We start from the raw sequence: 23,372 nt of genomic DNA on the forward strand, positions 1-23,372 counted from the left end.
GAAGGGACTCATGCTGTGTCTGGCCTGTGTACGGCGACACCAAGCATAACTAAAAGTACACCAAGCATGTCGATCACGGATGGGATCTGCCGCAAGACAACCAGGCCGATTATCGTTGCCGTAGCTGGTAGCAGCGCAAGCAAAACGGCATAGCTGGCGCGCGGCAATTGGGACATTGCCATTTGATCGCAAATGTAGGGGATGACCGATGAACATATGCCGACGCCGATACCCGACAGTACCAGCAATGGTACCCCGAATGCCGCAAAGGCCTGTGCAAAGCCGATGGGCATGACACAGAGGAAGGCAATCATCATTGCGGCACCCAAACGCTCTACGCCCCGAGACGCGCCACACTCAGAGGCCTTGTGTCCGAGGATAAGGTAAACGACAAAAAGCCCGCCGTTCAGAAATGCCCAGATCAGCCCGGCTATGTCTGAGTGAAGCGCCGGTCCGTTTGCCGACAAAAGCGACGGCACGTCGATCAAAAGGGTCACGCCAAGACTGGCCAACAAGAAGGCCAGGTAGTTCCGAATACTACTCAAACCCCAAAGCGCGACGCCGACAGTGCCGACAAATTCGATGGCGGCAACCAGTGCGATCGGCAGCCGATCCAGTGCAAGATAAAACGCACTGTTCATAACCGCGAGGCATCCTCCCAAAGCAAAAAGTAATACGCGTTCTTGCATCGGGGCATTGCGGAACGTGTTCCAGGGCTTGGTGATCGGGGCCAGGACAAGAGCGGCTGAGCCGATCCGGAACCAAGCGGTGCCCAATGCGCCGATTGCCGGAAACAGCAGAACGGCAAAGGCCGGGCCGAGATAATGAAACACAGCGGAAACGCCGAACCATGTGTGCGGTGTAACGCGTGTCGCGATCATGGACAGCCTGGTGCTCTGATGTGGCGAGGCGATGACGTGCTTGCTCATTACGTCATGATGAATAAGGCGCCCCCGGAAAAATATGGGTGATCTGTATGTGAAATGTCGAAATAAACTCGGATATGAAAGTAAACGCGGTGATAGACATGCGATAGGAAGGAATTGTTCATTTTGGCATGACGGCCCTTCAATCGGGTCGCAGAACCTGCGCGTTCGGGCGTTACAAGAACGAACTGGCACGTCATTCTGTCTTCCAAGGGGGCGTTGCTGGCTTCTCCGCCCTTGAAATTCTACACAGGATTATGGCCGTGATCGGGCTCTGGGGCACGACCTGCCGGGCGCTGCCGAAACGAAAAAAACGCGAGTTTGAATGTACTGCACCGCGACCGACCGGGTGCAGTTTCACCTGCTTCGGCGAAACCTCGTGCCATCGTTGTTTAAGGCCGTTAACAATCCGATGGTGTTCAATCCGTTGCAGGCACGGGTTCAGAATTGAGGCTCCGCCTTGTTCCCCTGGCTGTCTATGCTTGACTGCGAATCATGTAGCCAAACGGCTTGATTAATTGCATCATTGTGTCCCGACGCCTACCTTGTGAACGTTAACGAACGCAGTTCGCGCAGATGACGCAACAACAGTTCAAGATCGACGAGATCGACTTTTGCCCGCTGTGTGGCAAGGATTACCGCAACGGTGAAAAATTCTGCTCGGACTGCGGTGCGCGCCTGCTACCTAGGGTGACGCGCAGCGATACTCAGGACGAAACTCCTGTAGAACCAGGCCTATCAGAAGCGCGCGATATCACGGCTGAACGCAAGGACGTCACGATTCTGTTTGCGGATATCGTCGGGTCATTCGAGTTGATCAAAACGCTGGACCCCGAGGATGCGCAGAAAATTCTGAGCCCGCTCCTGGAAGAAATGGGGCAAGCAGTTCACGACCACCACGGCATGGTTCTGCAATTCCTGGGTGATGGCATCATGGCGCTTTTTGGTGCGCCGATCTCGCGCGAAAACCATGCGGCTGCGGCCTGTATCGCCGCATTGAAGATTCAGGAAATCGTTCAGCAGAAAGAGTTTCACGCGCAGGGCCTGAACGTACAGGCGCGGGTTGGGTTAAACTCGGGCGAGGCCGTTGTCGGTATATTCGGAAAACGCGTGATCCGGGAATACAGCGTGATCGGAGAGGCTGTGCACCTTGCGGCGCGCATGGAACAAAACGCTCCGCCGGGACAAATCTTTGCGACAGATGCAACCTTCAAACAAGCCAGCGGTCCGATTGAGTTCAGCCCGGTCGGGAGATTGGACGTCAAAGGGCTGTCGGAACCGGTTCTGGTTCATAGGGTAGCTGGCCATACAGATCACGATGCGTTTTCCAACGCGGCGGAGGATGACGTTCAGGCACATTTTGTTGGCCGCGAATCCGAATTGACCAGGCTGGAATCACATTTGCAGGCCGCCAGTGCAGGCCAACCCGGTTGCGTCACTCTTGTTGGTGATCCCGGAATCGGAAAAACCACAATCATCCGTCGATTTCTTGGCAAGGCCCAAGCGACCGACAATCTTGTCCTGAAATGCAAGGCCAGCGCCTACGCAAACATTGCACCATATCATGGCCTTGTTTTATTGCTGCAGACCTATCTGGGCATTACAGCTCACGACACAGCCAGCGCGATTGAGGACAGGTTGGCCTCGACGATACACCGCCTAGCGCTGGACCCCGAAAAAACAGGCCCCCCCATTCTGCACCTGTTTGGGGCATTGGACACCGACCACCATTTTGCGGCGCTTGATGTCGGCACCCGTTCACGACGTATCGAGCAGGCGATCAAATCTCTGATCAGGGCCGAGACACGGACGCGACCGGTTATTGCGGTGTTCGAGGATTTGCACTGGATGGATGAACCCACACGGCAGTTCATCCGCACCCTTGCTGGCAGCGCCGAGCTGACCAGGTTACTCATCCTGTGCAGCACGCGTCCGGATGAAACCAAAACAGACCTGATCTGTGGCGAAGAGATCGAAATTGGAACGCTCGATACTGCGAGCCTGATCTCTTTGGTTGATCAGGTGTTGGAAACCGCACGGGTCCCCGCGCATCTGCGTGAGGTATTGGTACGGCGCAGCGAGGGCAATCCGCTATTTGCCGAAGAACTGGCCCGTGCGGCCTTGGAAGACCCATCGTTGTTGGCGCTTGAAGGCCCAGAGGCGTTGACCGGCTCGGAGCTTGAAAGAAAGCTGCCTTCAAACGTGCGTTCTATCCTGGCGTCGCGTATCGATGGGTTGTCGGAGGATACGAAAAACCTTTTGTGCGCCGCTGCGGTTGTTGGTGCCGAAGGCTCGCTCAGGCTGCTGCAAAAGGTCTATGGCGGTCCATCTGAACGGTTCTTTGGCGAGATCGAAGCGCTGATGCGCAAGGGCTTTGTCTATATTGAGTCAAGCCAAAAGCCCGCTGCGGAATTCAAGTTCCGGCATATCCTGATGCAAGAGGTCGCTTATTCGGGTCTGCTGCGCGACGTCCGCAGGACAATTCACTCGTCCATAGTTGATGAAACCGAAAGCCTGTTTGCGGACAGGCTGGATCCGCACCACGAAGTGCTGGCGACACACGCGCTGCGTAGTCAGCGATGGGACAAGGCGGTTTCGTATCTTCAGCTCACGGGCGAGTCGGCGATAACGCGCGGCGCTTTCCGGCAGGCGGTCGAGTTCTTCTCGCGTGCGACGCAGGTTCTGGACAAGTTGGGGGATGGGCCGGACCGCATCGGGCTTGAGATTGATCTGCTGTTTAATCTGCGTAATGCGCTGCAACCGCTGGGCGACAGAAAGCGCATCTTTGAGGTTCTGAAGCAGGCGGAAGATTTGGCTGGCGAGATCTCGGATCAGCATCGCGGTGCCTGGGTGCAATCCTACCTTACCGACCATTTCTGGATTGTGGGTGAGTACAAAAACTCGATCCTTGCGGGACAACACGCGTTGCAGGTCGCCACTGCGGCACAGGACCTCAGACTAAACGTGATCACCAACCTGCCGCTTGGCCTGTCGCACCATACGATGGGCGGCTATCGCGATGCGATAAGGCATTTTGATGATTGTGTGCAAGCGGTCTCCCAAAGCCCTAGTAGCGAGCGGTTTGGCCTGTTTGTCATGCCGACGCCCTTCGCGCAGAGTTTCATCGCATGGAGCCATGCCGAACTGGGCGCATTCGATGAAGGCCAACGGATCGGGTTGCAGGCACTTGATCTGGCACGCGCGGCGAAACACCCGTTCAGCATCGGCTACGCGCATCTTGGGCTGGGCGTCGCTTATTTGCGGCAGGGCAGGGTCGGTCAGGCTATTACTGAATTCGAGAACGCGCTCAGTGATCAGGGGTTTTCGGACAGCCCGGTCGGGTTTTCCTTTGTCGCGCTGCACCTTGGATACGCCTATGTACTTGACGGACGGGCGGACCAGGGCCTGGCGCTGTTGGAGCAAACAGTCCGACTGGCGGAAGAAAATGGCTTTGTCGCGCGCCATTCCTTGCGGCTGGCTTATCTGAGCGAGGCTTTGCTGGCCGTCGGTCGCACTGCGGACGCGCAAGATGCGGCGCAACGAGCAGTTGCACGCGCGCGCGCCCTGGGGGAGCGGGCAAACGAGGCATTTTCCTTATTTGTGCTGGGGCGCGTCAACCACCGGTCCGGACAACCCGAAATGGCCCAAGACAACATGACCCGGGCAATAGCTCTGGGATCACAACTCGAGATCACCCCCTTGCAGGCCAATTGCCTCATTGCGCTTTCGGAAATCACGGCAGAGCTTGGCAATCTCGATCAAGCCGATACCTACAGGGCTCGGGCCTCGGAGTTGCAAGGCCAGATGCAGTTGATGTTCTGGGGCACCTAGAAATCGATGCTTTGGAGGTTCCAGCGTTTCAGTTCCGAAATCACTTGTGTATCCGGCAGATTTCGAATCTGATTGCGCGTGGACACAGCGCCCGGATCCGTCTCGACCGCCGATTTGAACAGATAGGCTGCGGCGCTGGTCTGGCCCATTTCCAGCAGACACAACCCCGCCATATGCTGCGCAATGGCCGTCGCCGGAGGGCCGATTGTTGCCGAGGTCAAATAAGCGTCCAGCGCCTTGTTCCACTGGCCAAGTTTCATGAACACATCGCCAAGTTCCAGCCAGCCGCGCGCCTCGAATGGGTCAAGCTGCGTGACTTGTTCCGCATATCCCAACGCAGCTTGCAGATCACCCAGCCAGATGGATTCTTTGGTCCGGCTTTCCAGAAGAGGGTGCAGGTTCTCGCGACGCAAGACATCCTGTGCCGCAGTTTCCGGCTGCAGCGCCTGCGCAAATTCACTGGCCTGATCCATCTGACGAACAACTTCAGCCCGATCGCCCGCATACATAGGAACAAAAGCGGTGGCGCGGTAGAACCGGCTGGAGCTGAGCAGATGGTCGAACTCGGTTCCGCGCTCACTGATCTGGTGCAGGAATTGAGCGGCTTTTGCCTCCCATTCACGCAAATCGTCGAGAGAGGTGGATGTTTTTGCGATATGTGTGAACACTTTGATCGCTGCGTTGAAGCCGATTTGCGGATGCACGCCTTCCGCGCCTGAAATCCGAATGAAACGGGACAAATCAGCATCCGCATAGTCCGAAACCCGGTTGGGTAAAGACAGGGCATAGCTTGCCGATGCGCGTGTATAGGCCAGATCCGCCATATGGGGATCGTCAATACGGCTGACGTCGTCCAGGGGCGGTACCAAGCGAACGATCAGTTGATAGAAGCACAAGGCATGCAACAACAAGCCCAGGCGGCTTTGCGCGACTGCCGGCAGATCTGACCAGCGTTCCAGCGCCGCGCACAGCTTTTGCCAATTCGGCGTGCGCAGGTTCTGCGGCAGGTCCCTTGGATCCTCGACAATATGGTCTGTGCATCCCATCTCGGTCAGTGCAATGGAGCGGAACGCTGGAGGGAGCGTCCTTTGCAATGCGAAACGGGGCGTTTCAACATCCTGAACCGCGGCCCAATAGTGTTGGATGCCCTCGGCGAATATGGGTCCCCGGTCGCTTGTCCCAAGGTCCAGATAGGGCTGCAGCAGATTTCTGATCACCCGAAAACCGGCCTGTCCTAGTTCGTTTGGTTTAAGGCGTACCGGCGCGATGCAACGGCTGCATCACGCCCGTTTTCTGTACTTACCCGAAAAGCGCGCAGATCGCCTGTTTATCGACCGTGCTGTACCTGCTGCCTGCGGTGGTCTTGCCCCAAGCCTCGTATTCGTCCTTCAGTTCTTCGAACTGGCTGGCATAGTATTCCAGGTTCAGATCTGTGCGGATGATATCAATGGCTGGCTTGAGTTTATCCCACATCATGCCAACAGGAGCACAGGGAAATACCGTGTCCTGATCGGGCTTTGAGGGTAGAATGATGCCGGCAATCCTTTCCCAGACTCCGATGATCAAACGCAGCTGGGCGTAATCCGTTGTGCTGGAATCTCTGGCCCAGGTTTGGATATTCGCAGTTGAGGCAATCGAAATCTTCCGGGCGGCAGACTGGTACTCGGTCATGGTCCGCAGACTTGTAATGTGCATTGAAATGGATGTGGCGTCGCTCATTGAGATGCTCCAAATAATCGTAAACGAGGTTCTGATAACACAAATTTGGATTCTCAGCCACTTTTATTCAGAAAAAGCACAGCCTTACGAGAACTGGCGAATGGGTTTGTCACTTGCGGCTGCCATTGGATGTCGTTTCTGGCGAAGAAGAAACCCGAGCGCAGGTTAGTTTGAGACTCGCGGAAAAGTGGCGGCATTATTTTGTCTGGGCAAATACGTCGGGGACAACGCTGTCAATGGAAACAAAACACAAACTACCTGTGTTGCCCCCGACGGTGTTTAGCGGACCAGCGTTTTCAACGCCGGTCGCGCTAGAATTCAAAGGCACTCGGCCAGTGTTTTGGCCATGTTTCGGATAATCTGAGGATAAAGCGCCGCGCCGGGCTCCAGATCCGATCCCAGCGGATCGATTACTCTGGTTTTCGCTTCCGTTCCATCCAATACAGTCTCGACAAGGCCTGGATTGAATTGCGGCTCGGACAGAACGCAATCAACGCCTTCGTCCGTTATTCGCGCCTGAATCTCAGCGATGCGGGCCGGGCTTGGATCGGATGCATCGCCAAATGAAATTGCGCCCGAGGCTGGGAAATCAAACGCGTCCTCGAAGTACTGGTAGGCGTCGTGGAACACGATGAATTTGCCGCCACGGACCGGCTCCAGTGTTTCAGCCACTTCGGCGGAAAGTGCTGCCATTTCTTCACGCGCGGCTGCGGCATTCGCGAAATATGGACCAGCGTTGTCCGGGTCAGCTGCTGACAGTTGCGCGGCGATTGCATTTAGCCAAATTTCTGCGTTGGCCGGGGAAAGCCAAGCATGCGGATCATGGTCGCCATGTGCGTGCTCGTCGTGCGCGTGATCATGTTCTTCCCCGTGTGCGTGATCATCATGCGCCTCGCTCTCTGTATCTTCATCATGATCGTGGTCGTCATAGTCCTTGTCTTCTACATGATCGTCATGGTCATGTTCTTTGTGGTCAGCATGCTCGTCTTCATGGTCATGATCATCATGATCTTTGTGTTCCGCATGCTCATCATGGTCCTCGTGATCCCCATGATCATGCGCTTCGAACAAGGCATCCTCGCGGAACTCCAGCAAAACGGTGCCATCAGATTCCAGCAACGCCGTGACGGTCGCTCCATCGGCGAGCGTTTCGACGGCATCCTCCATCCAGGGTGTCAGATCCTCTCCGATCCAGAAGACCAAATCGGCCTTCTGCAGCGCTGCCGCCTCGGAGGGGCGCAGGTTGTATTCGTGGGGTGACGCACCCGGTGATATGATCAGGTCAGGGGTCCCAACACCCTCCATGACGCGGGCAACCAGAGAATGAACCGGGGCGATGTCAACTGCGACGTTCGGAACCTCAGCATTGGCTGTTCCACCCATGAGTGCTGTCGAGATTGATAGTGGAAGGAGCTTTCTGGACATCGGACCCTCTGTGTGATTTTATAACGTTACGGGCGGCATACATGATATGGAATAACATGACAAGTGACACGCAAGCCATTTCGACTGGTGAAACCGCGTTGGTCGGCTTCCAGAAACACGACCACAAGAATTGTGTCGAAACCGCTCTGGCGACGGCAGAGGCGAAGTGCAAAGAGAAAGGGCTGCGCCTGACCCCTGTTCGGCGCAAGGTTCTGGAGATGCTGCTGCAAGAACATCGTGCGCTAGGTGCTTACGCTATTCTGGACCGGTTGCGGGATGAAGGGTTTGGTTCTCAACCGCCGGTGGCTTATCGCGCGCTGGAGTTTCTGGTCCAAAACGGCTTTGTTCATAAGATCGAACGGTTGAATGCCTTTGTCGCCTGTTCGCATCCGGGCCTGGCACATTCCCCTGCATTTATGATTTGCCGAAAGTGCGATGCTGTGGCCGAGGCACAGTCGGCACCTGCCAAAGGCGTGTTGGGTGCGGCTGCGCGCGCTGTGGGTTTCGAGATCGAGCGAACGGTAGTAGAAGCCGAGGGAATCTGCCCGGACTGCACGAAAAAGGCGTAGAGATGACTCTAATCACCGTTCAAGACCTCAGCGTGCGCTACGGCGCCAATACGGTGCTGCGGCATGTGAACATGGAGATTGAACCGGGCGAAATCGTCACCATTGTCGGGCCGAACGGCTCAGGCAAGACCAGCCTCTTGCGGGCGATCATCGGAGCGACAAAGCCGTCAGTTGGGCGTGTCACCCTGAAGCCGGGTTTGAAGATTGGGTACGTCCCCCAGAAGCTTCATATCGATCCGACCCTTCCGGTCACCGTGGAACGATTTATGCGTCTGACCAACCACGTGTCGCGGAACGATTGCGCCTCGGCTCTGGAAGCTGCCGGCGTGCCGGATCTTCTGAAACGCCAGATGTCGCAGTTGTCGGGTGGGCAGTTCCAGCGCGTTCTGTTGGCGCGGGCCCTGATCAATCAACCCGATGTCCTGTTGCTGGACGAAGCGACGCAGGGACTGGATCAGCCGGGTTCGGCGGCCTTCTACCGCCGGATTGAAGCCGTGCGGCGTGAAACCGGCTGCGCCATTCTGATGATCAGTCACGAATTGCACGTGGTCATGAGCGCATCCGACCGGGTGATCTGCCTAAATGGTCATGTCTGCTGCGAAGGCTCACCAGCTGTTGTGGCCTCGGCCCCGGAATATCGTGCCCTGTTCGGAACAGGCACCGGAGGCGCCCTAGCGCTATATCGCCATGACCACGATCACCACCATCATGATCACAGCGAAAACCCTCAGGAAGCGGCAGAATAATGCTTGATGACTTTATGACCCGAGCGACGCTGGCCGGCGTTGGTGTCGCGATTGCGGCTGCTCCACTTGGATGCTTCGTTGTCTGGCGCCGCATGGCGTATTTCGGAGATGCGACGGCGCATGCCGCAATTCTAGGTGTTGCCCTATCGCTGGCACTTCAGACATCGATTTTCGCGGGGGCGCTGGCAGTGGCCCTGTTGATGGCGCTGACTGTAACGTTTTTGGCCGGTCGCGGCTATGCGATTGACACCCTTCTAGGTGTTTTGGCGCATTCTGCTCTGGCCTTTGGGCTTGTGGCCGTTTCCTTCCTGTCAGGGGTACGGATTGATTTGATGGCCTACCTTTTTGGTGACATCCTCGCCGTGTCGCGTGCAGATTTGCTCGTAATCTGGAGCGGTGCCGCGCTTGTTGTTGCATTGATCGCATGGCGCTGGTCTCAGCTTTTGACGGCAACGATGAATGAAGAACTGGCCTATGCAAGCGGCTTTGATCCCAAGCGCGAACAACTTATCCTGACCTTGTCTCTAGCCGTCACCGTCGCGGTTGCCATCAAGGTCGTCGGTGTACTGTTGATCGCGGCCATGCTGATCATTCCGGCAGCGGCTGCACGCAGTTTGGCACGCTCACCGGAAGCGATGGCTGTGATTGCGGCGGTGATCGGCTCTGTTTCAGCAGTCACAGGGCTGAGGGCGGCGTATGTCTTTGACACGCCGGCAGGGCCATCAATCGTCTGTGTCGCCGCCCTTTTGTTCGCGGTCTTAAGTCTCACAGGTTGGCAAACGGGGCGGCGCATTTAGGTTTTATCTAGCGCGCGAAACGAACACGGGCCTTCTGGACTGGCGTTCAGAAAAAAGGCAAAGGGCGTGATTTGCGCCTATTCCTTGGGCATTGGTCGACAATGACGGCTTGGTGAATCCGTAACTGCTGGTGTATTGAATGGGTTAGCACAAGGAAGGTGCTCGGCCGAACCAAATCACCGCCCAGGAAGGATGCTCTAAATGTTTCACCGCGCTGTTTCTACCGTAGCTTGCGTATTGGCCGCGACGGTTGCCGCCGCTCAGACCGAGTTGCCGTTTGCACTGGACTGGAAATTTGAAGGCCCTTCGGCTGCCTATTTTGCAGCAATCGACAATGGGCACTTTGAAAGTGAAGATTTGGTGGTGACCATTGAGGCCGGTTCGGGGTCAGTCCAGACAATCCCCAAGATCGCGACGGGTGCTTTTCCCGTGGGTTTTGGTGACATCAATTCCATGATCAAATTTCTGGATCAGAACCCTGGCGCGCCGGTCACTGCGGTCATGATGGTATATGACAAACCCCCATTCGCTGTCGTCGGTCGTAAAAGCCAGGGCGTGTCAGAACCGAAAGATCTGGAAGGCAAAGTGCTTGGAGCACCGCCCCCCGATGGAGCCTGGGCGCAGTTTCCTGTGTTTGCAAAGGAAACCGGCATTGACCCGGCCGCAGTGACGGTTGAACCTGTTGGCTTTCCCACGCGCGAACCAATGCTAGCGGAAGGTAACGTGGATGCCATCACCGGGTTCTCGTTCTCATCCGTGGTCAACCTTAAGCGTCTCGGCGTGCCGGACGACGATATCTCGAACATTCTGATGGCGGATCATGGGTTGGAACTCTACGGAAACGCGATCCTGGTCAATACGGATTGGGCGGCTGAGAACGGCGATACCCTACGGGCGTTTCTGCGCGCCGTCGCGGCTGGGTGGCAAGATGTGATCAATGATCCAGCTGCCGGGATTGACTCGCTCGTTCAACGTAACCCAGCGGCCGACAAGGGACTGGAACAAGAGCGCTTGCAGATCGCAATCGACCAGAATGTCTTCACTGACTACGTGAAAGCCAATGGTATGGGCGCAGTGGACGCGGCACGGATGGAAAAGGCTATTGAGCAACTGGGCGAGACATACGAGTTTCAAAATCCCCAGGATGTATCCCTTTACTTTACGGATGCCTACCTTCCTGAGGGTGGGTTCCAATTGAAGTAGAAGGCGAGTGCCTGGTAGATTCTCCACTCGCAAGAAGTACTCAAGTGACTGAAGCTCTCATTGAAATCAAAGATGTCCACCTCGCCTATGAAACCAAGGCGGGGCGGCTCCCAGTGTTAAACGGCCTCAACCTGTCCGTGTCTGAGGGCGGGTTTGTGGCTGTTGTCGGGCCCTCGGGGTGCGGGAAGTCAACGCTGACGCGTTTGATCGCCGGGCTGATGAAGCCGGACAGAGGCGAGGTTTGGCTGCATGGCAAACCCGTCACATCGCCCCGTTCGACCGTTGGTATGGCCTTTCAGAACCCTGTATTGCTGGAGTGGCGGACGATCCTGAAAAACGTCATGCTACCTTTGGAAATCGTACCGACCAAGATGTCAAAAGCCGAACAAGAGGAACGCGCGCGGCATCTTCTCGATTTGGTTGGGCTTTCGGGTTTTGAACACAAACGCCCATCCGAGCTTTCTGGGGGCATGCGCCAACGTGCATCGCTGTGTCGTGCGCTGATCCACAAACCCGAGGTTCTTATTCTGGACGAGCCCTTTGGCGCGCTTGATGCATTTACGCGCGAAGATCTGTGGCAGACTATGCACGCCCTTAAGGCTGAAGAGCCGTTTACGGGCGTTCTGATCACCCACGACCTGCGCGAGTCAATCTTTCTGGCCGATCAGGTGGTGGTTTTGTCAGCGCGCCCCGCCACAACGCAATACATCATGAATATTAAGCGCAATTCGCACCCAATCCTGGATGATCTCTATACGCCAGAAGCCGCAGAGCGTCTTAACACTTTGCGGCACCAGATCGAAATTGCCCAAGGTCGAGCGCCCGCCGCGGAGTTACCGGCATGACGTTTCGCCAACTCACTGTGCCCTTCGTTGCCATCGTCGTGTTCCTGGCGCTTTGGGAACTTCTGGTCTGGGCAAACGGCTGGCCCAACTACATCATGGCTGCCCCATCTGATCTGCCTGCCGCCTATACCCGGTATTGGGAACTGTTCGTCGTCATGGGTTGGCAGACTCTGTGGCGGACGATTGTCGGACTGTTCCTTGCCATCGTGTTCGGCGTAGCCGTCGGTATGGTAATGGGATTTTCGCGCACCATGCGCGACGCTCTTTATCCGCTGCTGGTCGGGTTCAACGCCATACCCAAAGCGACGATCGTGCCAATCGTGGCGCTGCTGTTCGTGGGCGCGCATGATTTCAACACGATCCTGATCGCCTTCATGATCTCGTTCTTTCCCATTGCGGTATCAGTGTCCATCGGACTGTCAACGCTGGAGCCGGAATACCGGGATATCCTGCGCTCTCTCGGAGCCAGCCAAACAACGATTTTCTGGAAGATCGCACTTCCTAAGACATTGCCCGAGTTTTTCGGTGCACTCAAAGTTTCGGTGACGCTGGCATTCATCGGAACCAACCTGATGGAGATCGTCTCGCCCCACGGGCGCGGCTTGGGTGCCTTGTTCGACAGCGGTAAAACAAACTCGGACTATCCGCTGATGTTTGCCGTTCTCATCGCGCTCGCCTTCCTTGGCATCGTTTTGTATTACATCGTTGTTGTTCTAGAAAAGATCTTTGCGGGATGGGCGGAACGCCAATCCGCATAAGGCAGTCTGCCCGCGTCCTGAATAGCGCCGCGGGTCTGGGGCTATCTTTCGATGCCAATCGGAAGCATGAACGCCTCGTGATCGTAGAATTCGGTCTGCTCGAAAAACCAATTCAAGACATCTTCGGGGCGCTGCGTGAGTTCAGGGTCCTCGTGCAACGCAGCATTCCAGGCTTCGGCGATATCCCCGTCGCGTTCTAGCATCACTTCTGCGATCCGCGTGGTGATGTAGTTTTCGCCATACTCATGGCTGAACATCTGCGCGTTGAAAAATCCCCAATAGAAAAAGCTGCCTTCGCCTTGCGGTTCCAAAAGGGCCACAGCCAGAGTACCAAGCGGCTGGTCCGTGGAAACCCGGACATCACCGGGACGGTAGAGAATGCGTTCGCTTCGCGAAACCGGAGTGCCCGATGCGATGGCACGGCCCTCGCGATTTGGATCGATGATTTGAAAATTAGTGATGCGATAGCGGTCGACTTCGATAAGGCGATCTTCGGTTAGGACTTCGACGCCTATCCCATGCGCGCGGATCCGTTCGATCACATCATTCCAAACAGCAGGAATGTAATAAGCCGCAGGACGCGCCACCGGGTTCGAAGGTACGCTTCGGGTTGATTGTTCAACCGTCAGCGATGACAGGTCCTGTCCCCAGACGATCTGGTCGATCCCAAGCGCCGGATTGCGGACGATCTCATGCCTGAACACATCGTAATTCACCTGCGGGGCCGGTTTGTCAAAATCCCATGCGACCGGTACCGGATCAACTCGTGCGCCTTGATCGGCGGCAATTGCATTACGCAGGCCGAGCGCTTTGTCGCCAACGATGGTCAAAACCCCAAGGAAAAACGCGTAGGCACCCAAAACCCGCTGCCGGTAGGGTTTCAAGGCGTGAATTTCCAGCAAGTAAGCCGGAATCTGACGATGATCGGCGTAGTTTGTGGAATAGGACGGGCCGTCGGTGAAATAGGGGTAATAGCCCTTTTTTGGGTCCATCGAGTCGTTCGCGTCGATCGAGGGGCCTGGGAAATGGCCCAGGTCAGTCAGAAAGGCCGACAGGTCCTTGGTCATTTCACCGCGCAGCCATTTGTATATCGCGGGGCTCAGGCCAGCATCTCCGTTGTCGCTCCACGTGACGTCGTGCTGGTAATTCTGCCCGTTGGTGGAATGCGCGTCGACAAAGAAATCGGGCTGGTAGTCAGTCATCACGCGAACCGAGGCACGCACCTCGGGGCTGTCGAGCTTGCTGAAATCACGGTTCAGATTTAACCACCGCCCATTTGGTCGCCGACCCGAAGTATTTGGGCCATGCTGGTTGATCCGTCCCGCCTCGGATTGGCGCAAATGGCCCTCAACGTTCAGGACGGGGATGAACAAGACGTTGACCTTATCCAGCAATGCCGCCTGCGTTCCGGTAACCACAAGGTCGCGCATCAACATCAGACCGGCATTGATGCCCATGGATTCGCCTGGATGAATGCCAGCCTCGATAAACACCGTCGGCTTTCCGCTGGCTCGAAGCCCCACAGGTGATTTGTCGGCGGCGTCGGAAACAACAAGCATCCAAATGTCCTCGCCATTGGCAAGCTTGGTCAGCGACAAAAGCTCGGCGTGGTCGCTGGCCTGTGCTATGCGTTGCACATAATCCGAAACCTGCGCGTATGTGGCGGTTTCGGTAAAGCGGGACCGCTCGGTTTGGGTGGCCCAGTCGTGATCGGGAGGCAGGGCAAAGGACGCGCTGCGTCCCGACCAATCAGGTGATGGTGGCAGCATCCGCTGCAGTTCGGCCTGGGTGATGGCGAAGCGTCGATCTGTCATGAGGGTTCTTTCACCAGGTGTCGGTCGCTCTAAGGCTAGCCGAAACACAGCGATGGACTCAATCTGCTTGGTGCGGGGTTTTCGTGTGTCTCCCTCATGTCGGAACTGCGTGACAAGTCGGTTTTACTTGGGTTAGCGTGGCGACACTCAGTGTCACTGTGATACGAAACTTGCACAAATCTTTACCGACAACTCCTGAAAACGAATGCTGAATTCACCAAAGGGATTGCATGTATGAACAAGACGATGAAAGCGGCTGTGGTCCGCAAGCTGGGCGGTCCGCTCATGATCGAAGAAGTTCCGGTGCCCGAGGTCGGGCCGGGTCAGGTTTTGGTCGGGGTTGTGGCTTCGGGCGTATGCCATACCGACCTGCATGCTGCTGAAGGTGATTGGCCCGCCAAGCCGCAGCCGCCCTTTATTCCGGGTCACGAAGGTGTCGGCCATGTGGTTGCCGTTGGTGCTGGGGTGACCAACGTGAAAGAAGGCGACCGCGTGGGCGTGCCCTGGCTGCATACGGCCTGTGGCCATTGCAAGCACTGCCTGACCAGTTGGGAAACCCTGTGCCCCGATCAAGAGAAGACCGGCTATACGGTGAACGGGGGGTATGCAGAATATGTTCTGGCCGATCCTAATTTTGTCGGCCATTTACCGGACAGCCTAGAGTTCGGACCCGCCGCACCCATCCTATGCGCAGGAGTCACCGTCTATAAGGGCCTCAAGGAAACCGAGGCGCGCCCCGGCGAAACCGTTGTTATTACCGGTATCGGCGGCCTGGGTCATCTGGCGGTGCAATACGCCAAGGCGATGGGGTTGCATGTAATCGCCGTGGACATCTCGGACGAGAAACTGGCATTGGCGTCTCAACTGGGTGCCGACGCGACCGTCAATGCTCTTGAGGTCGATCCTGTGGCCGAAGTGCAGGGCTTGTGCGGCGGGGCCGAAGGTGTGTTGGCGACAGCGGTGTCCCCTCAGGCATTCACGCAGGGTCTTGGGATGCTGGGCAGTCGCGGAACCATGTCATTGGTTGGATTGCCGCCGGGTACATTTGATCTGGATATCTTCGACACGGTTCTGTCGCGCAAGACCATTCGCGGATCTATCGTAGGCACACGTCAGGATCTGGCCGAATGTTTGTCTTTTGCCGGCGAGGGCAAGGTCAAGGTGCAGTACACGACTGAACCGATCGAGAATATCAACGCCATTTTTGACCGGATGCGCCGAAACGAGATTGACGGGCGGGTCGTTCTGGATATCGGCACATCATAAGCTGGCTGCCTGCGCGGCTTGGCTTTGACAGATGCAGGCAGTTGGGTCCCTGTCATACAAAGTTTACAATTTTTACCGTTTTTGTTGATTTAGGTCAAAGCTGACCAAACGGAACTCGGGCACATGTCTAAAAATTCGAGTTTCCCGCAGAGTCGATGATTCAAAAGTCCTGCCACTTGACAGGCTTGATCGACAAAAGAACCGGAGCTCGTTTTCGGAACTCAAAGGAGATCGGTGAAATGAAGTTCAAGTTTCCGACTGCTTATACAATATTGTTTGCGTTGATCGCGGCTGTCGCGATTGCAACATGGTTTGTGCCTGCAGGTCAATATGACCGGATTGCCAATGAGGAATTGGGGCGCGATGTGCCTGTTCCCGGCAGCTATCAGGTTGTCGATCCGAACCCACAGGGGTTTTATGATGTAGTGCTGGCGCCTATTGCCGGTTTCTACAATCCCGCCACCTACGAAGCACAGGCCATTGATGTGGCGCTGTTCGTGCTGGTGATCGGCGGCTTTCTGGGGATCGTGACCCGGACAGGCGCCATCGACGCGGGCATCGCCAAGGCGATGGCACGGATGAAAGGGCATGAGAGGTGGATGATCCCCATACTCATGGCGTTCTTTGCCGCAGGTGGCACAATCTATGGCATGGCCGAAGAGTCGCTGGCGTTTTACACTCTGATTATCCCGGTGATGATCGCTGCTGGGTATGACGCGACTGTTGGGGTTGCCATTATCATGCTGGGCGCTGGTGTTGGTACGTTGGGCTCAACCATCAACCCGTTTGCCACCGTGATTGCATCAGACGCGGCGGGGGTTCCGTTCACCAATGGAATCATGCTGCGTTTTGCCCTGCTGGCTGCGTGCTGGCTGGCTTGTGTGGCATTCGTCATGCGCTATGCAGCCAAAGTGAAAGCCGACCCTGCGTTGTCCATTGTTGCAGACAAGCGCGAAAGCAACGCCGAGCATTTCCTCAAGGGCAACCGCCAAGGAGATGAGCCGTCTGCATTCACTGGCACGCATGGCCTCATCCTTCTGATCTTTACCGCCAGCTTTGGCGTAATGATCTGGGGCGTTTCCGCCGGTGGCTGGTGGATGGCCGAGATGTCGGGCCTGTTCATCGTGGCTTCGATTGTTGTGGGTGTCATCGGCCGTATGGGCGAGGAAGAGTTTACCTCGACCTTTGTGGACGGTGCGCGCGACTTGCTGGGCGTGGCGCTGGTGATCGGTATCGCACGCGGTATCGTGATCGTCATGGATGCGGGCAATATCACCGATACAATTCTGAACTGGGCTGAAGGCGCGGTGAACGGGTTGGGGCAGGTGGCCTTCATCAACACCATGTTCGGGCTGCAGGGCTTGCTGTCCTTCCTGGTGCCCTCGTCTTCGGGTCTGGCGGTTCTGACCATGCCGATCATGGCGCCGCTTGCCGACTTCTCAAGTGTTGACCGTTCGCTGGTGGTGACCGCATATCAGTCGGCCAGCGGTCTGGTAAACCTGATCACGCCAACCTCGGCTGTGGTGATGGGTGGTCTGGCACTGGGGCGTGTGCCCTATGAGCGATGGGTGAAATTCATCCTTCCACTGCTGGCGGTCCTTATCGTGATCATCATGGCCGGGCTCAGCCTGTCCGCGATGGCCTGAGGTAAGACGATGACAAACTCGACCCGGTCAGAAACCAAACGCGCCCTTGGCTTTTGGATGTGCACTGCGCTTGTGGTGGGCAACATGATCGGGTCGGGAATTTTCTTGCTGCCGTCTTCGCTGGCAGTGTTCGGCCCGATCTCGATGGCAGGCTGGGTTCTGACCGCCGGTGGTGCGATCGTTCTGGCCCTGATCTTCGGACGGTTGGCACGGCTGTCATCAGATACCGGTGGGCCGTATGCATACGCCCGCGAAGGGTTCGGGGATTTCGCTGGGTTCCTGATCGCCTGGGGCTACTGGATTGCTTTGTGGTCGGGTAATGCAGCCGTCGCAGTTGCCTTTGCCGGATACCTCAGCGTCATGATCCCGATTGTGGGCCAAAGCGCATTGGCCGGATTGGCGGCGGCGCTGGGATCGATGTGGCTGCTGACTTGGATCAATGTGCGCGGTGTGCGCGAGGCGGGGATCATTCAGGTTGTGACGACTGTGATGAAACTGGCCCCGTTGCTGTTGCTGATCGTGCTGGGTTTTGCCTATGTGGACAGCGCCAATTTTCGGCCGGTCAACGTCAGCGGGATGTCGAATATCTCGGCGATTTCGGCCTGCGCTGCGCTGACGCTCTGGGCATTTGTGGGCCTGGAATCCGCCACCGTTCCGGCGGGGGATGTGAAAGACCCCAAACGCACAATCCCCCGAGCGACCATTCTGGGCACATGCGTCGCGGCGGCGATCTATATCGCGACCACTTATGTGGCGCTGGGGGTAGTCCCCGCAGCCAAGCTGGCTGGTACCAATGCGCCGCTGGCTGATGTTGCAGCTGTGATGTGGGGCTTTGGCGGGGCAGTCTTCATAGCAATCGGGGCCTGCATTTCGACCTTTGGAACGCTGAACGGCTTCGTTCTGCTGACCGGACAGGTGCCATTGGGTGCAGCCCTCGACGGGCTATTCCCCGCACAATTTGCGCGTCTGTCACGCACGGGGACGCCGGCCTTTGGCCTGATCGTGTCGAGCCTGCTGGCCAGCGCACTGATCGCTATGAACTACACCCGCAGTTTGGCTGAACAGTTTGAATTCATCATCCTGCTTGCCACTCTGTCGACCTTAATCCCTTATCTTCTATGTGCCTTGGCCGAGGTGATGATCCGCGTGCGCCGGGGCGAATCTATCCAATTGTCTCCTGCCGCCGTTGTCCTTGCCGTATTGGGCTTTGCCTATTCGCTTTGGGCCATCTACGGCGCAGGTGAGGATGTCGTTTTCTGGGGCGTCCTGCTTCTTCTGGCAGGTTTGCCCATCCATGTCTGGCTGCGCTGGCAGTCAACAACTGTGAAGTCGAAGGAGAAATCATGACTGGATTTGGAGCTCATTCCGAGATTGGCAAACTTCGAAAGGTGATGGTGTGCGAGCCGGGTCTGGCCCATTCCCGCCTTACGCCCGGCAACGCTGCCGAACTTTTGTATGATGACGTGTTGTGGGTACACAAAGCCCGCGCGGACCACGCCGATTTCCGAATGAAGATGGAAGAACGCGGGGTCGAGGTGCTTGAATTCCACGCTCTGCTCGAAACCACGCTGAAGGACAAGAAGGCTCGCAAATGGGTGTTGGATCGCCGCATCACCGAAAATCAGGTGGGCGTCGGGATGCTGAACGAGCTACGCGGCTGGCTGGACGAGATGGCGGCCAAGGACCTTGCGATGTATTTGATCGGCGGTATCGCGGTTGAAGACATGCCGTTCACCCCGTCAGGCATGTTCGGCAGCTATCTGGGCACGCATGGCTTTGTCATTCCACCGATTCCGAACACGCAGTTCACCCGAGATAACAGCTGCTGGATTTACGGTGGTGTAACCGTCAACCCGATGTACTGGCCCGCACGACAACCCGAGACTCTGCTGGTTACCGCGATCTACAAGTTCCATCCGGATTTCAAGAATGGTGATTTCGATATCTGGTGGGGCGATCCCGACAAAGATCACGGTGCGGCCACAGTCGAGGGCGGCGATGTCATGCCGTGGGGCAATGGCTCCGTGTTGATCGGTATGGGCGAACGGACCAGCCCGCAAGCAGTAGGGCAGGTGGCCCGGGCGCTGTTTGCCAAGGGCGCTGCGGAACGCGTGGTTGCGTGCCAAATGCCGCGCAGCCGGGCGGCCATGCACCTGGATACGGTGTTCAGCCACTGCGACCGGGAAACCGCGACGGCCTTTGTCGATGTCTGCAATGACATCCAATGCATCAGCCTGCGCCCCGGCAACAAGGAAGGTGCAATCGACTTCCGACGCGAAGACAAGCACCTGTTCGACGTAGCTGCCGAGTGTCTGGGCATCAAATCGCTGAACATCGTGCAAACCGGTGGTGACGCGTTCAACCAGGAACGCGAGCAATGGGACGATGGCAACAACGTTGTGGCTTTGGAGCCCGGCGTGGTCGTTGCCTATGACCGCAACACATACACCAACACGCTGCTACGCAAGGCGGGCGTCGAAGTCATTACGATTTCCGGTTCGGAATTGGGCCGCGGACGTGGCGGCGGGCATTGCATGACCTGCCCGATCTGGCGCGACCCTGTGGATTACTAAGATAGGAGACGAAAACGATGGCATTCAATCTCAAGGGCCGCAGTTTCCTCAAACTGCTCGACTTCAACCAGCGCGAACTGCGCTATCTTCTGGACCTGTCGCGCGATCTGAAGCGCGCCAAATACGCCGGATCGGAGATCCAGCACCTGAAGGGCAAGAATATCTGCCTGATCTTCGAGAAAACCTCGACCCGGACCATGTGCGCCTTTGAAGTGGCGGCGATGGATCAGGGCGCGGGCGTCACCTACCTCGGCCCCTCGGGGTCGCAGATCGGTCACAAAGAAAGCATGAAAGACACCGCCCGCGTTTTGGGCCGCATGTTTGACGGGATCGAATATCGCGGCTTTGGTCAGGATCTGGCCGAAACGTTGGCCGACTATGCGGGCGTTCCAGTTTACAACGGTTTGACCGACGAGTTCCACCCGACCCAGATGCTGGCTGACCTGCTGACCATGCAGGAATATGGCGAAAAGCCCCTGCATGACATCAAGTACGCCTATGTTGGTGATGCGCGCTCGAACATGGGTCACTCGCTGATGATCGCGGGCTGTCTGATGGGCATGGATGTGCGCATCGCAGCTCCGAAAGAGCTGTGGCCGTCGGATGAGTTCCGTGGTCCGGCCGAGGAAGCCGCCAAGCGCTATGGCGCCAAGCTGACCATCACCGACGATCCGAAAGAAGCGGTGGACGGTGTGGACTTTATCCATACTGACGTCTGGGTCTCGATGGGCGAAGCGGCGGAAGTATGGGAAAGCCGGATCAAACAGCTATCGCCATATCAGGTGAACAGCGAGTTGATGGCGGCGGCCAACAACCCCAACGTCAAGTTCATGCACTGCCTGCCTGCGTTCCATAACACGGAAACCAAAGTGGGTGAGGACATCCACCAGAAATTCGGGATCACCGAAATGGAAGTGACCGAAGAGGTTTTCGAAAGCCCAGCCGGCATCCAGTTCGAACAGGCAGAAAACCGGATGCACACCATCAAGGCGGTTTTGGTCGCCACGCTGGGGAGTTAAGCCATGCGCATTGTCGTCGCCCTTGGGGGCAATGCGCTGCTGCGCCGCGGTCAGGCCCTGACCGCGGAAAACCAGCGCGAAAATACAGCCATCGCCGCCGAGGCGTTGGCCACCATCGCCGAAGGCAACGAGCTGATCGTGACCCATGGCAACGGTCCGCAGGTCGGTCTGCTGGCGCTGCAGGGCAACGCCTACAAGCCGGACGAAGCCTATCCGCTGGACGTGCTTGGGGCCGAGACTGAAGGCATGATCGGTTATATGGTCGAACAGGAGCTGGGCAACCGGCTGCCGCAGGAAACGCCTTTGGCCACGCTGCTGACCATGATCGAGGTCGACGCCAAAGACCCGGCTTTTGACAACCCGACCAAGTTCATCGGGCCTGTCTATGAAAAGGCCGAGGCCGAACGTCTGGCCGCTGACAAGGGTTGGGAAATCCGCGCGGACGGGGACAAATGGCGACGCGTTGTTGCCTCGCCCCTGCCGAAACGGATTTTCCAGATCAGGCCGATCAAGTGGCTGCTGGAGAAAAAGACCGTGGTGATCTGCGCCGGAGGCGGCGGTATCCCGACCGTTTACAACGAGGCGGGCGCGCTGGAAGGAATTGAGGCGGTGATCGACAAGGATCTGGCCTCGGAACTGCTGGCCCGTGAAGTTGGGGCGGACCTGTTCATCGCCGCAACGGACGCCGACAGCGTCTATCTGGACTGGGGCACCGAAGATCAGCGCGCCATCAAATCCATCACACCGGACGCGATCGACGCCTACGATTTCGCTGCAGGCTCGATGGGTCCCAAAGTCGACGCTGCCACCCAGTTTGCCCGTAAGACCGGCAAGGCAGCTGCCATTGGCGCTCTGGCTGATCTGGCCGGAATCGTTGCAGGCACCAAAGGCACCACCATCCGCGCCGATGCGGGTGAAACCGGGTTCCACTGATACAGGAGGTAGGTCGATCTACGAGACTAGAACAGCTGAAAAACAACCACCGGCGCGAGCAAGCTGATCCCTGCGATCCCAATGACTGCATAGATCAATCGCGTCGGTGAGAACGACAACTTGAGGGAATTACAGATGAAACGCAGAACCAGACTCATGTCCTCGGCAATGCTTGTGGCGACTGCTGTTGCAGCGCCCGCTGCGGCCGAGCTGAAATACGACAATGCCTCGGGCGGGTCGGTCGTCCTGTACGGCCAGCTGAACCCAGCCATCATTTCGGTTGATGACGGTGACGAGACCGAAACCAACATTCGGGACAACGACGCATCCAACAGCCGCGTCGGTTTGCGGGTAAGCCAGCCTTATGGCGCGAATACATTCCGCTTCCGGTTTGAATCGGCGCTGGGTCTGCCCAATTCAACCGAAACAAACCAGCTCGGTGATGATTTCAGTGGCTGGACTCGCGAAGACATTCGGCACGTGGATTTCTCGCTGGAAGGCGATTGGGGTACGTTCTCGGCCGGTCAAGGCAGCATGTCCGCAGACGGTGTGGCCGAGCAGGACCTGTCGCTTGTTGGCTTGATCCTCTATTCCTACACGGCAGACTCGAACGCATCGTTCCTGTTCCGGGATGATGCCGGGTTTTTGACCGGTCCGGCAGTTGCGGACAGCTCGGACAACTTCGACGGTTCGCGTCGGACACGTATCCGGTATGACACCCCGTCGTTCAACGGATTCACGCTGAGCGCATCGTGGGGTCAGAACGTACTGGAGGAAGATTTCGACGACGACCGTGACTACTATGACTTTGCGGTTTACTACGGCAACACCTTTGCCAATGGCATGGAGCTTGCCGCAGGCCTTGCCTACCAGGTCCGCGGAGAGGGCAACAGCGGTTCGGGTGGTGCTGAAAGCGAGAAACGCGAGGATATCGTCGGATCAGCATCGTTGCTGTTGGAAAACGGGTTGAGCTTTACCTTTGCCGCAGGTGACCGTGACGTGGATGACAGCACGTCAAGTGACCCGCACTACTACTACGCAAAGATCGGCTATGAGGCGGATTGGTTCAGCTTCGGCAAGACCGGTGTCGGCGTCCACTATTGGGATGGTTCTGACTTCAACAGCGATGGATCGGATTCGGATGTCTGGGGTATCGGTGTTGTTCAAAACATCGACCGGTACAACATGGAGGCGTATTTCTCGTACCAGGACTATGCCTATGACGACTCGTCAGATGAGTTCGAAGATCTGTCGACCGTTGTTCTTGGCGCGCGCTGGCGGTTCTGATCTCTGCGAAGGAAC

The 23,372-nt window shown here is 57.0% G+C and carries 19 protein-coding genes; 14 read left to right on the forward strand and 5 right to left on the reverse strand.

What is annotated here, in order from left to right; all coding sequences use genetic code 11:
* Positions 1-8 precede the first annotated feature (8 nt).
* Positions 9-929, reverse strand: a complete 921-nt coding sequence (locus ACR0CR_RS16675; RefSeq protein ID WP_480601210.1) for an EamA family transporter — start codon at positions 927-929, stop codon at positions 9-11.
* A 573-nt stretch (positions 930-1,502) separates the two neighbouring features.
* Between ACR0CR_RS16675 and ACR0CR_RS16680 the strand changes: the two genes are divergently transcribed.
* Positions 1,503-4,757, forward strand: a complete 3,255-nt coding sequence (locus ACR0CR_RS16680) for an AAA family ATPase (protein WP_480601212.1) — start codon at positions 1,503-1,505, stop codon at positions 4,755-4,757.
* Here the strand turns inward: ACR0CR_RS16680 and ACR0CR_RS16685 are convergent.
* The 3 genes from ACR0CR_RS16685 to ACR0CR_RS16695 all read right to left on the reverse strand — a co-directional run bounded on the left by ACR0CR_RS16685 (position 4,754) and on the right by ACR0CR_RS16695 (position 7,901).
* Positions 4,754-5,974, reverse strand: coding sequence for a tetratricopeptide repeat protein (locus tag ACR0CR_RS16685; RefSeq protein WP_480601214.1), 1,221 nt, complete (start codon positions 5,972-5,974; stop codon positions 4,754-4,756). The genes ACR0CR_RS16680 and ACR0CR_RS16685 overlap by 4 nt on opposite strands.
* Before the next feature lie 82 nt (positions 5,975-6,056).
* Positions 6,057-6,476: a hypothetical protein gene (locus tag ACR0CR_RS16690; RefSeq protein WP_480601216.1), complete on the reverse strand. Its 420-nt coding sequence runs from the start codon at positions 6,474-6,476 to the stop codon at positions 6,057-6,059.
* Between the two features lie 318 nt (positions 6,477-6,794).
* Positions 6,795-7,901, reverse strand: coding sequence for a zinc ABC transporter substrate-binding protein (locus ACR0CR_RS16695; protein ID WP_480601218.1), 1,107 nt, complete (start codon positions 7,899-7,901; stop codon positions 6,795-6,797).
* Positions 7,902-7,957: 56 nt separating this feature from the next.
* Between ACR0CR_RS16695 and ACR0CR_RS16700 the strand changes: the two genes are divergently transcribed.
* The 6 genes from ACR0CR_RS16700 (at position 7,958) to ACR0CR_RS16725 (ending at position 12,819) form a co-directional block, all read left to right on the forward strand.
* The gene (locus ACR0CR_RS16700) at positions 7,958-8,470 is read left to right on the forward strand and encodes a Fur family transcriptional regulator (protein WP_480601220.1); all 513 of its coding nucleotides are present in this window, start codon (positions 7,958-7,960) and stop codon (positions 8,468-8,470) included.
* Positions 8,471-8,472: 2 nt separating this feature from the next.
* Positions 8,473-9,216, forward strand: coding sequence for a metal ABC transporter ATP-binding protein (locus ACR0CR_RS16705; RefSeq protein WP_480601223.1), 744 nt, complete (start codon positions 8,473-8,475; stop codon positions 9,214-9,216).
* On the forward strand, positions 9,216-10,013 hold the full coding sequence (locus ACR0CR_RS16710; RefSeq protein WP_480601225.1) for a metal ABC transporter permease: 798 nt from the start codon (positions 9,216-9,218) through the stop codon (positions 10,011-10,013). The genes ACR0CR_RS16705 and ACR0CR_RS16710 overlap by 1 nt, the downstream gene beginning before the upstream one ends.
* Positions 10,014-10,214: 201 nt before the next feature.
* A complete protein-coding gene (locus tag ACR0CR_RS16715; protein ID WP_480601228.1) occupies positions 10,215-11,216 on the forward strand; it encodes an ABC transporter substrate-binding protein in 1,002 nt (333 codons plus the stop codon).
* A gap of 44 nt (positions 11,217-11,260) precedes the next feature.
* Complete coding sequence (locus ACR0CR_RS16720) at positions 11,261-12,061, forward strand: ABC transporter ATP-binding protein (protein WP_480601231.1); 801 nt, start codon at positions 11,261-11,263, stop codon at positions 12,059-12,061.
* Positions 12,058-12,819 carry an ABC transporter permease gene (locus ACR0CR_RS16725; protein ID WP_480601233.1) on the forward strand — a complete coding sequence of 254 codons (762 nt, stop codon included), beginning with the start codon at positions 12,058-12,060 and terminating at the stop codon, positions 12,817-12,819. Before ACR0CR_RS16720 ends, ACR0CR_RS16725 begins: the two co-directional genes overlap by 4 nt.
* Before the next feature lie 41 nt (positions 12,820-12,860).
* On the opposite strand, the gene ACR0CR_RS16730 is transcribed toward ACR0CR_RS16725, so the two are convergent.
* The gene (locus tag ACR0CR_RS16730) at positions 12,861-14,633 is read right to left on the reverse strand and encodes a M14 family metallopeptidase (RefSeq protein ID WP_480601235.1); all 1,773 of its coding nucleotides are present in this window, start codon (positions 14,631-14,633) and stop codon (positions 12,861-12,863) included.
* A 234-nt stretch (positions 14,634-14,867) separates the two neighbouring features.
* On the opposite strand from ACR0CR_RS16730, the gene ACR0CR_RS16735 reads away from it, so the two are divergent.
* From ACR0CR_RS16735 to ACR0CR_RS16765, 7 genes are all read left to right on the forward strand, one after another.
* Positions 14,868-15,899: a zinc-dependent alcohol dehydrogenase gene (locus ACR0CR_RS16735; protein WP_480601237.1), complete on the forward strand. Its 1,032-nt coding sequence runs from the start codon at positions 14,868-14,870 to the stop codon at positions 15,897-15,899.
* Positions 15,900-16,138: 239 nt separating this feature from the next.
* Positions 16,139-17,545 carry a YfcC family protein gene (locus ACR0CR_RS16740; RefSeq protein WP_480601239.1) on the forward strand — a complete coding sequence of 469 codons (1,407 nt, stop codon included), beginning with the start codon at positions 16,139-16,141 and terminating at the stop codon, positions 17,543-17,545.
* A gap of 9 nt (positions 17,546-17,554) precedes the next feature.
* A complete protein-coding gene (locus ACR0CR_RS16745; RefSeq protein ID WP_480601241.1) occupies positions 17,555-18,892 on the forward strand; it encodes an amino acid permease in 1,338 nt (445 codons plus the stop codon).
* Entirely contained in the window at positions 18,889-20,118 is a 1,230-nt protein-coding gene (locus tag ACR0CR_RS16750; protein WP_480601243.1) for an arginine deiminase, read from the forward strand. The genes ACR0CR_RS16745 and ACR0CR_RS16750 overlap by 4 nt, the downstream gene beginning before the upstream one ends.
* Positions 20,119-20,135: 17 nt before the next feature.
* Positions 20,136-21,137: an ornithine carbamoyltransferase gene (gene argF / locus ACR0CR_RS16755; RefSeq protein ID WP_480601245.1), complete on the forward strand. Its 1,002-nt coding sequence runs from the start codon at positions 20,136-20,138 to the stop codon at positions 21,135-21,137.
* A 3-nt stretch (positions 21,138-21,140) separates the two neighbouring features.
* The gene (arcC, locus tag ACR0CR_RS16760; protein ID WP_480601248.1) at positions 21,141-22,070 is read left to right on the forward strand and encodes a carbamate kinase; all 930 of its coding nucleotides are present in this window, start codon (positions 21,141-21,143) and stop codon (positions 22,068-22,070) included.
* A 135-nt stretch (positions 22,071-22,205) separates the two neighbouring features.
* Positions 22,206-23,357, forward strand: coding sequence for a porin (locus ACR0CR_RS16765; RefSeq protein WP_480601251.1), 1,152 nt, complete (start codon positions 22,206-22,208; stop codon positions 23,355-23,357).
* The last annotated feature ends 15 nt before the right edge of the window (positions 23,358-23,372 follow it).

It is taken from the genome of Ruegeria sp. AM2, assembly GCF_056540685.1.

Coding starts and splice junctions, on each gene's coding strand:
- ACR0CR_RS16675 (WP_480601210.1), bottom strand. CDS start 929: ATGAGCAAGCACGTCATCGCCTCGCCACATCAGAGCACCAGGCTGTCC.
- ACR0CR_RS16680 (WP_480601212.1), top strand. CDS start 1,503: ATGACGCAACAACAGTTCAAGATCGACGAGATCGACTTTTGCCCGCTG.
- ACR0CR_RS16690 (WP_480601216.1), bottom strand. CDS start 6,476: ATGAGCGACGCCACATCCATTTCAATGCACATTACAAGTCTGCGGACC.
- ACR0CR_RS16695 (WP_480601218.1), bottom strand. CDS start 7,901: ATGTCCAGAAAGCTCCTTCCACTATCAATCTCGACAGCACTCATGGGT.
- ACR0CR_RS16700 (WP_480601220.1), top strand. CDS start 7,958: ATGACAAGTGACACGCAAGCCATTTCGACTGGTGAAACCGCGTTGGTC.
- ACR0CR_RS16705 (WP_480601223.1), top strand. CDS start 8,473: ATGACTCTAATCACCGTTCAAGACCTCAGCGTGCGCTACGGCGCCAAT.
- ACR0CR_RS16710 (WP_480601225.1), top strand. CDS start 9,216: ATGCTTGATGACTTTATGACCCGAGCGACGCTGGCCGGCGTTGGTGTC.
- ACR0CR_RS16715 (WP_480601228.1), top strand. CDS start 10,215: ATGTTTCACCGCGCTGTTTCTACCGTAGCTTGCGTATTGGCCGCGACG.
- ACR0CR_RS16725 (WP_480601233.1), top strand. CDS start 12,058: ATGACGTTTCGCCAACTCACTGTGCCCTTCGTTGCCATCGTCGTGTTC.
- ACR0CR_RS16730 (WP_480601235.1), bottom strand. CDS start 14,633: ATGACAGATCGACGCTTCGCCATCACCCAGGCCGAACTGCAGCGGATG.
- ACR0CR_RS16735 (WP_480601237.1), top strand. CDS start 14,868: ATGAACAAGACGATGAAAGCGGCTGTGGTCCGCAAGCTGGGCGGTCCG.
- ACR0CR_RS16740 (WP_480601239.1), top strand. CDS start 16,139: ATGAAGTTCAAGTTTCCGACTGCTTATACAATATTGTTTGCGTTGATC.
- ACR0CR_RS16745 (WP_480601241.1), top strand. CDS start 17,555: ATGACAAACTCGACCCGGTCAGAAACCAAACGCGCCCTTGGCTTTTGG.
- ACR0CR_RS16750 (WP_480601243.1), top strand. CDS start 18,889: ATGACTGGATTTGGAGCTCATTCCGAGATTGGCAAACTTCGAAAGGTG.
- argF (WP_480601245.1), top strand. CDS start 20,136: ATGGCATTCAATCTCAAGGGCCGCAGTTTCCTCAAACTGCTCGACTTC.
- arcC (WP_480601248.1), top strand. CDS start 21,141: ATGCGCATTGTCGTCGCCCTTGGGGGCAATGCGCTGCTGCGCCGCGGT.
- ACR0CR_RS16765 (WP_480601251.1), top strand. CDS start 22,206: ATGAAACGCAGAACCAGACTCATGTCCTCGGCAATGCTTGTGGCGACT.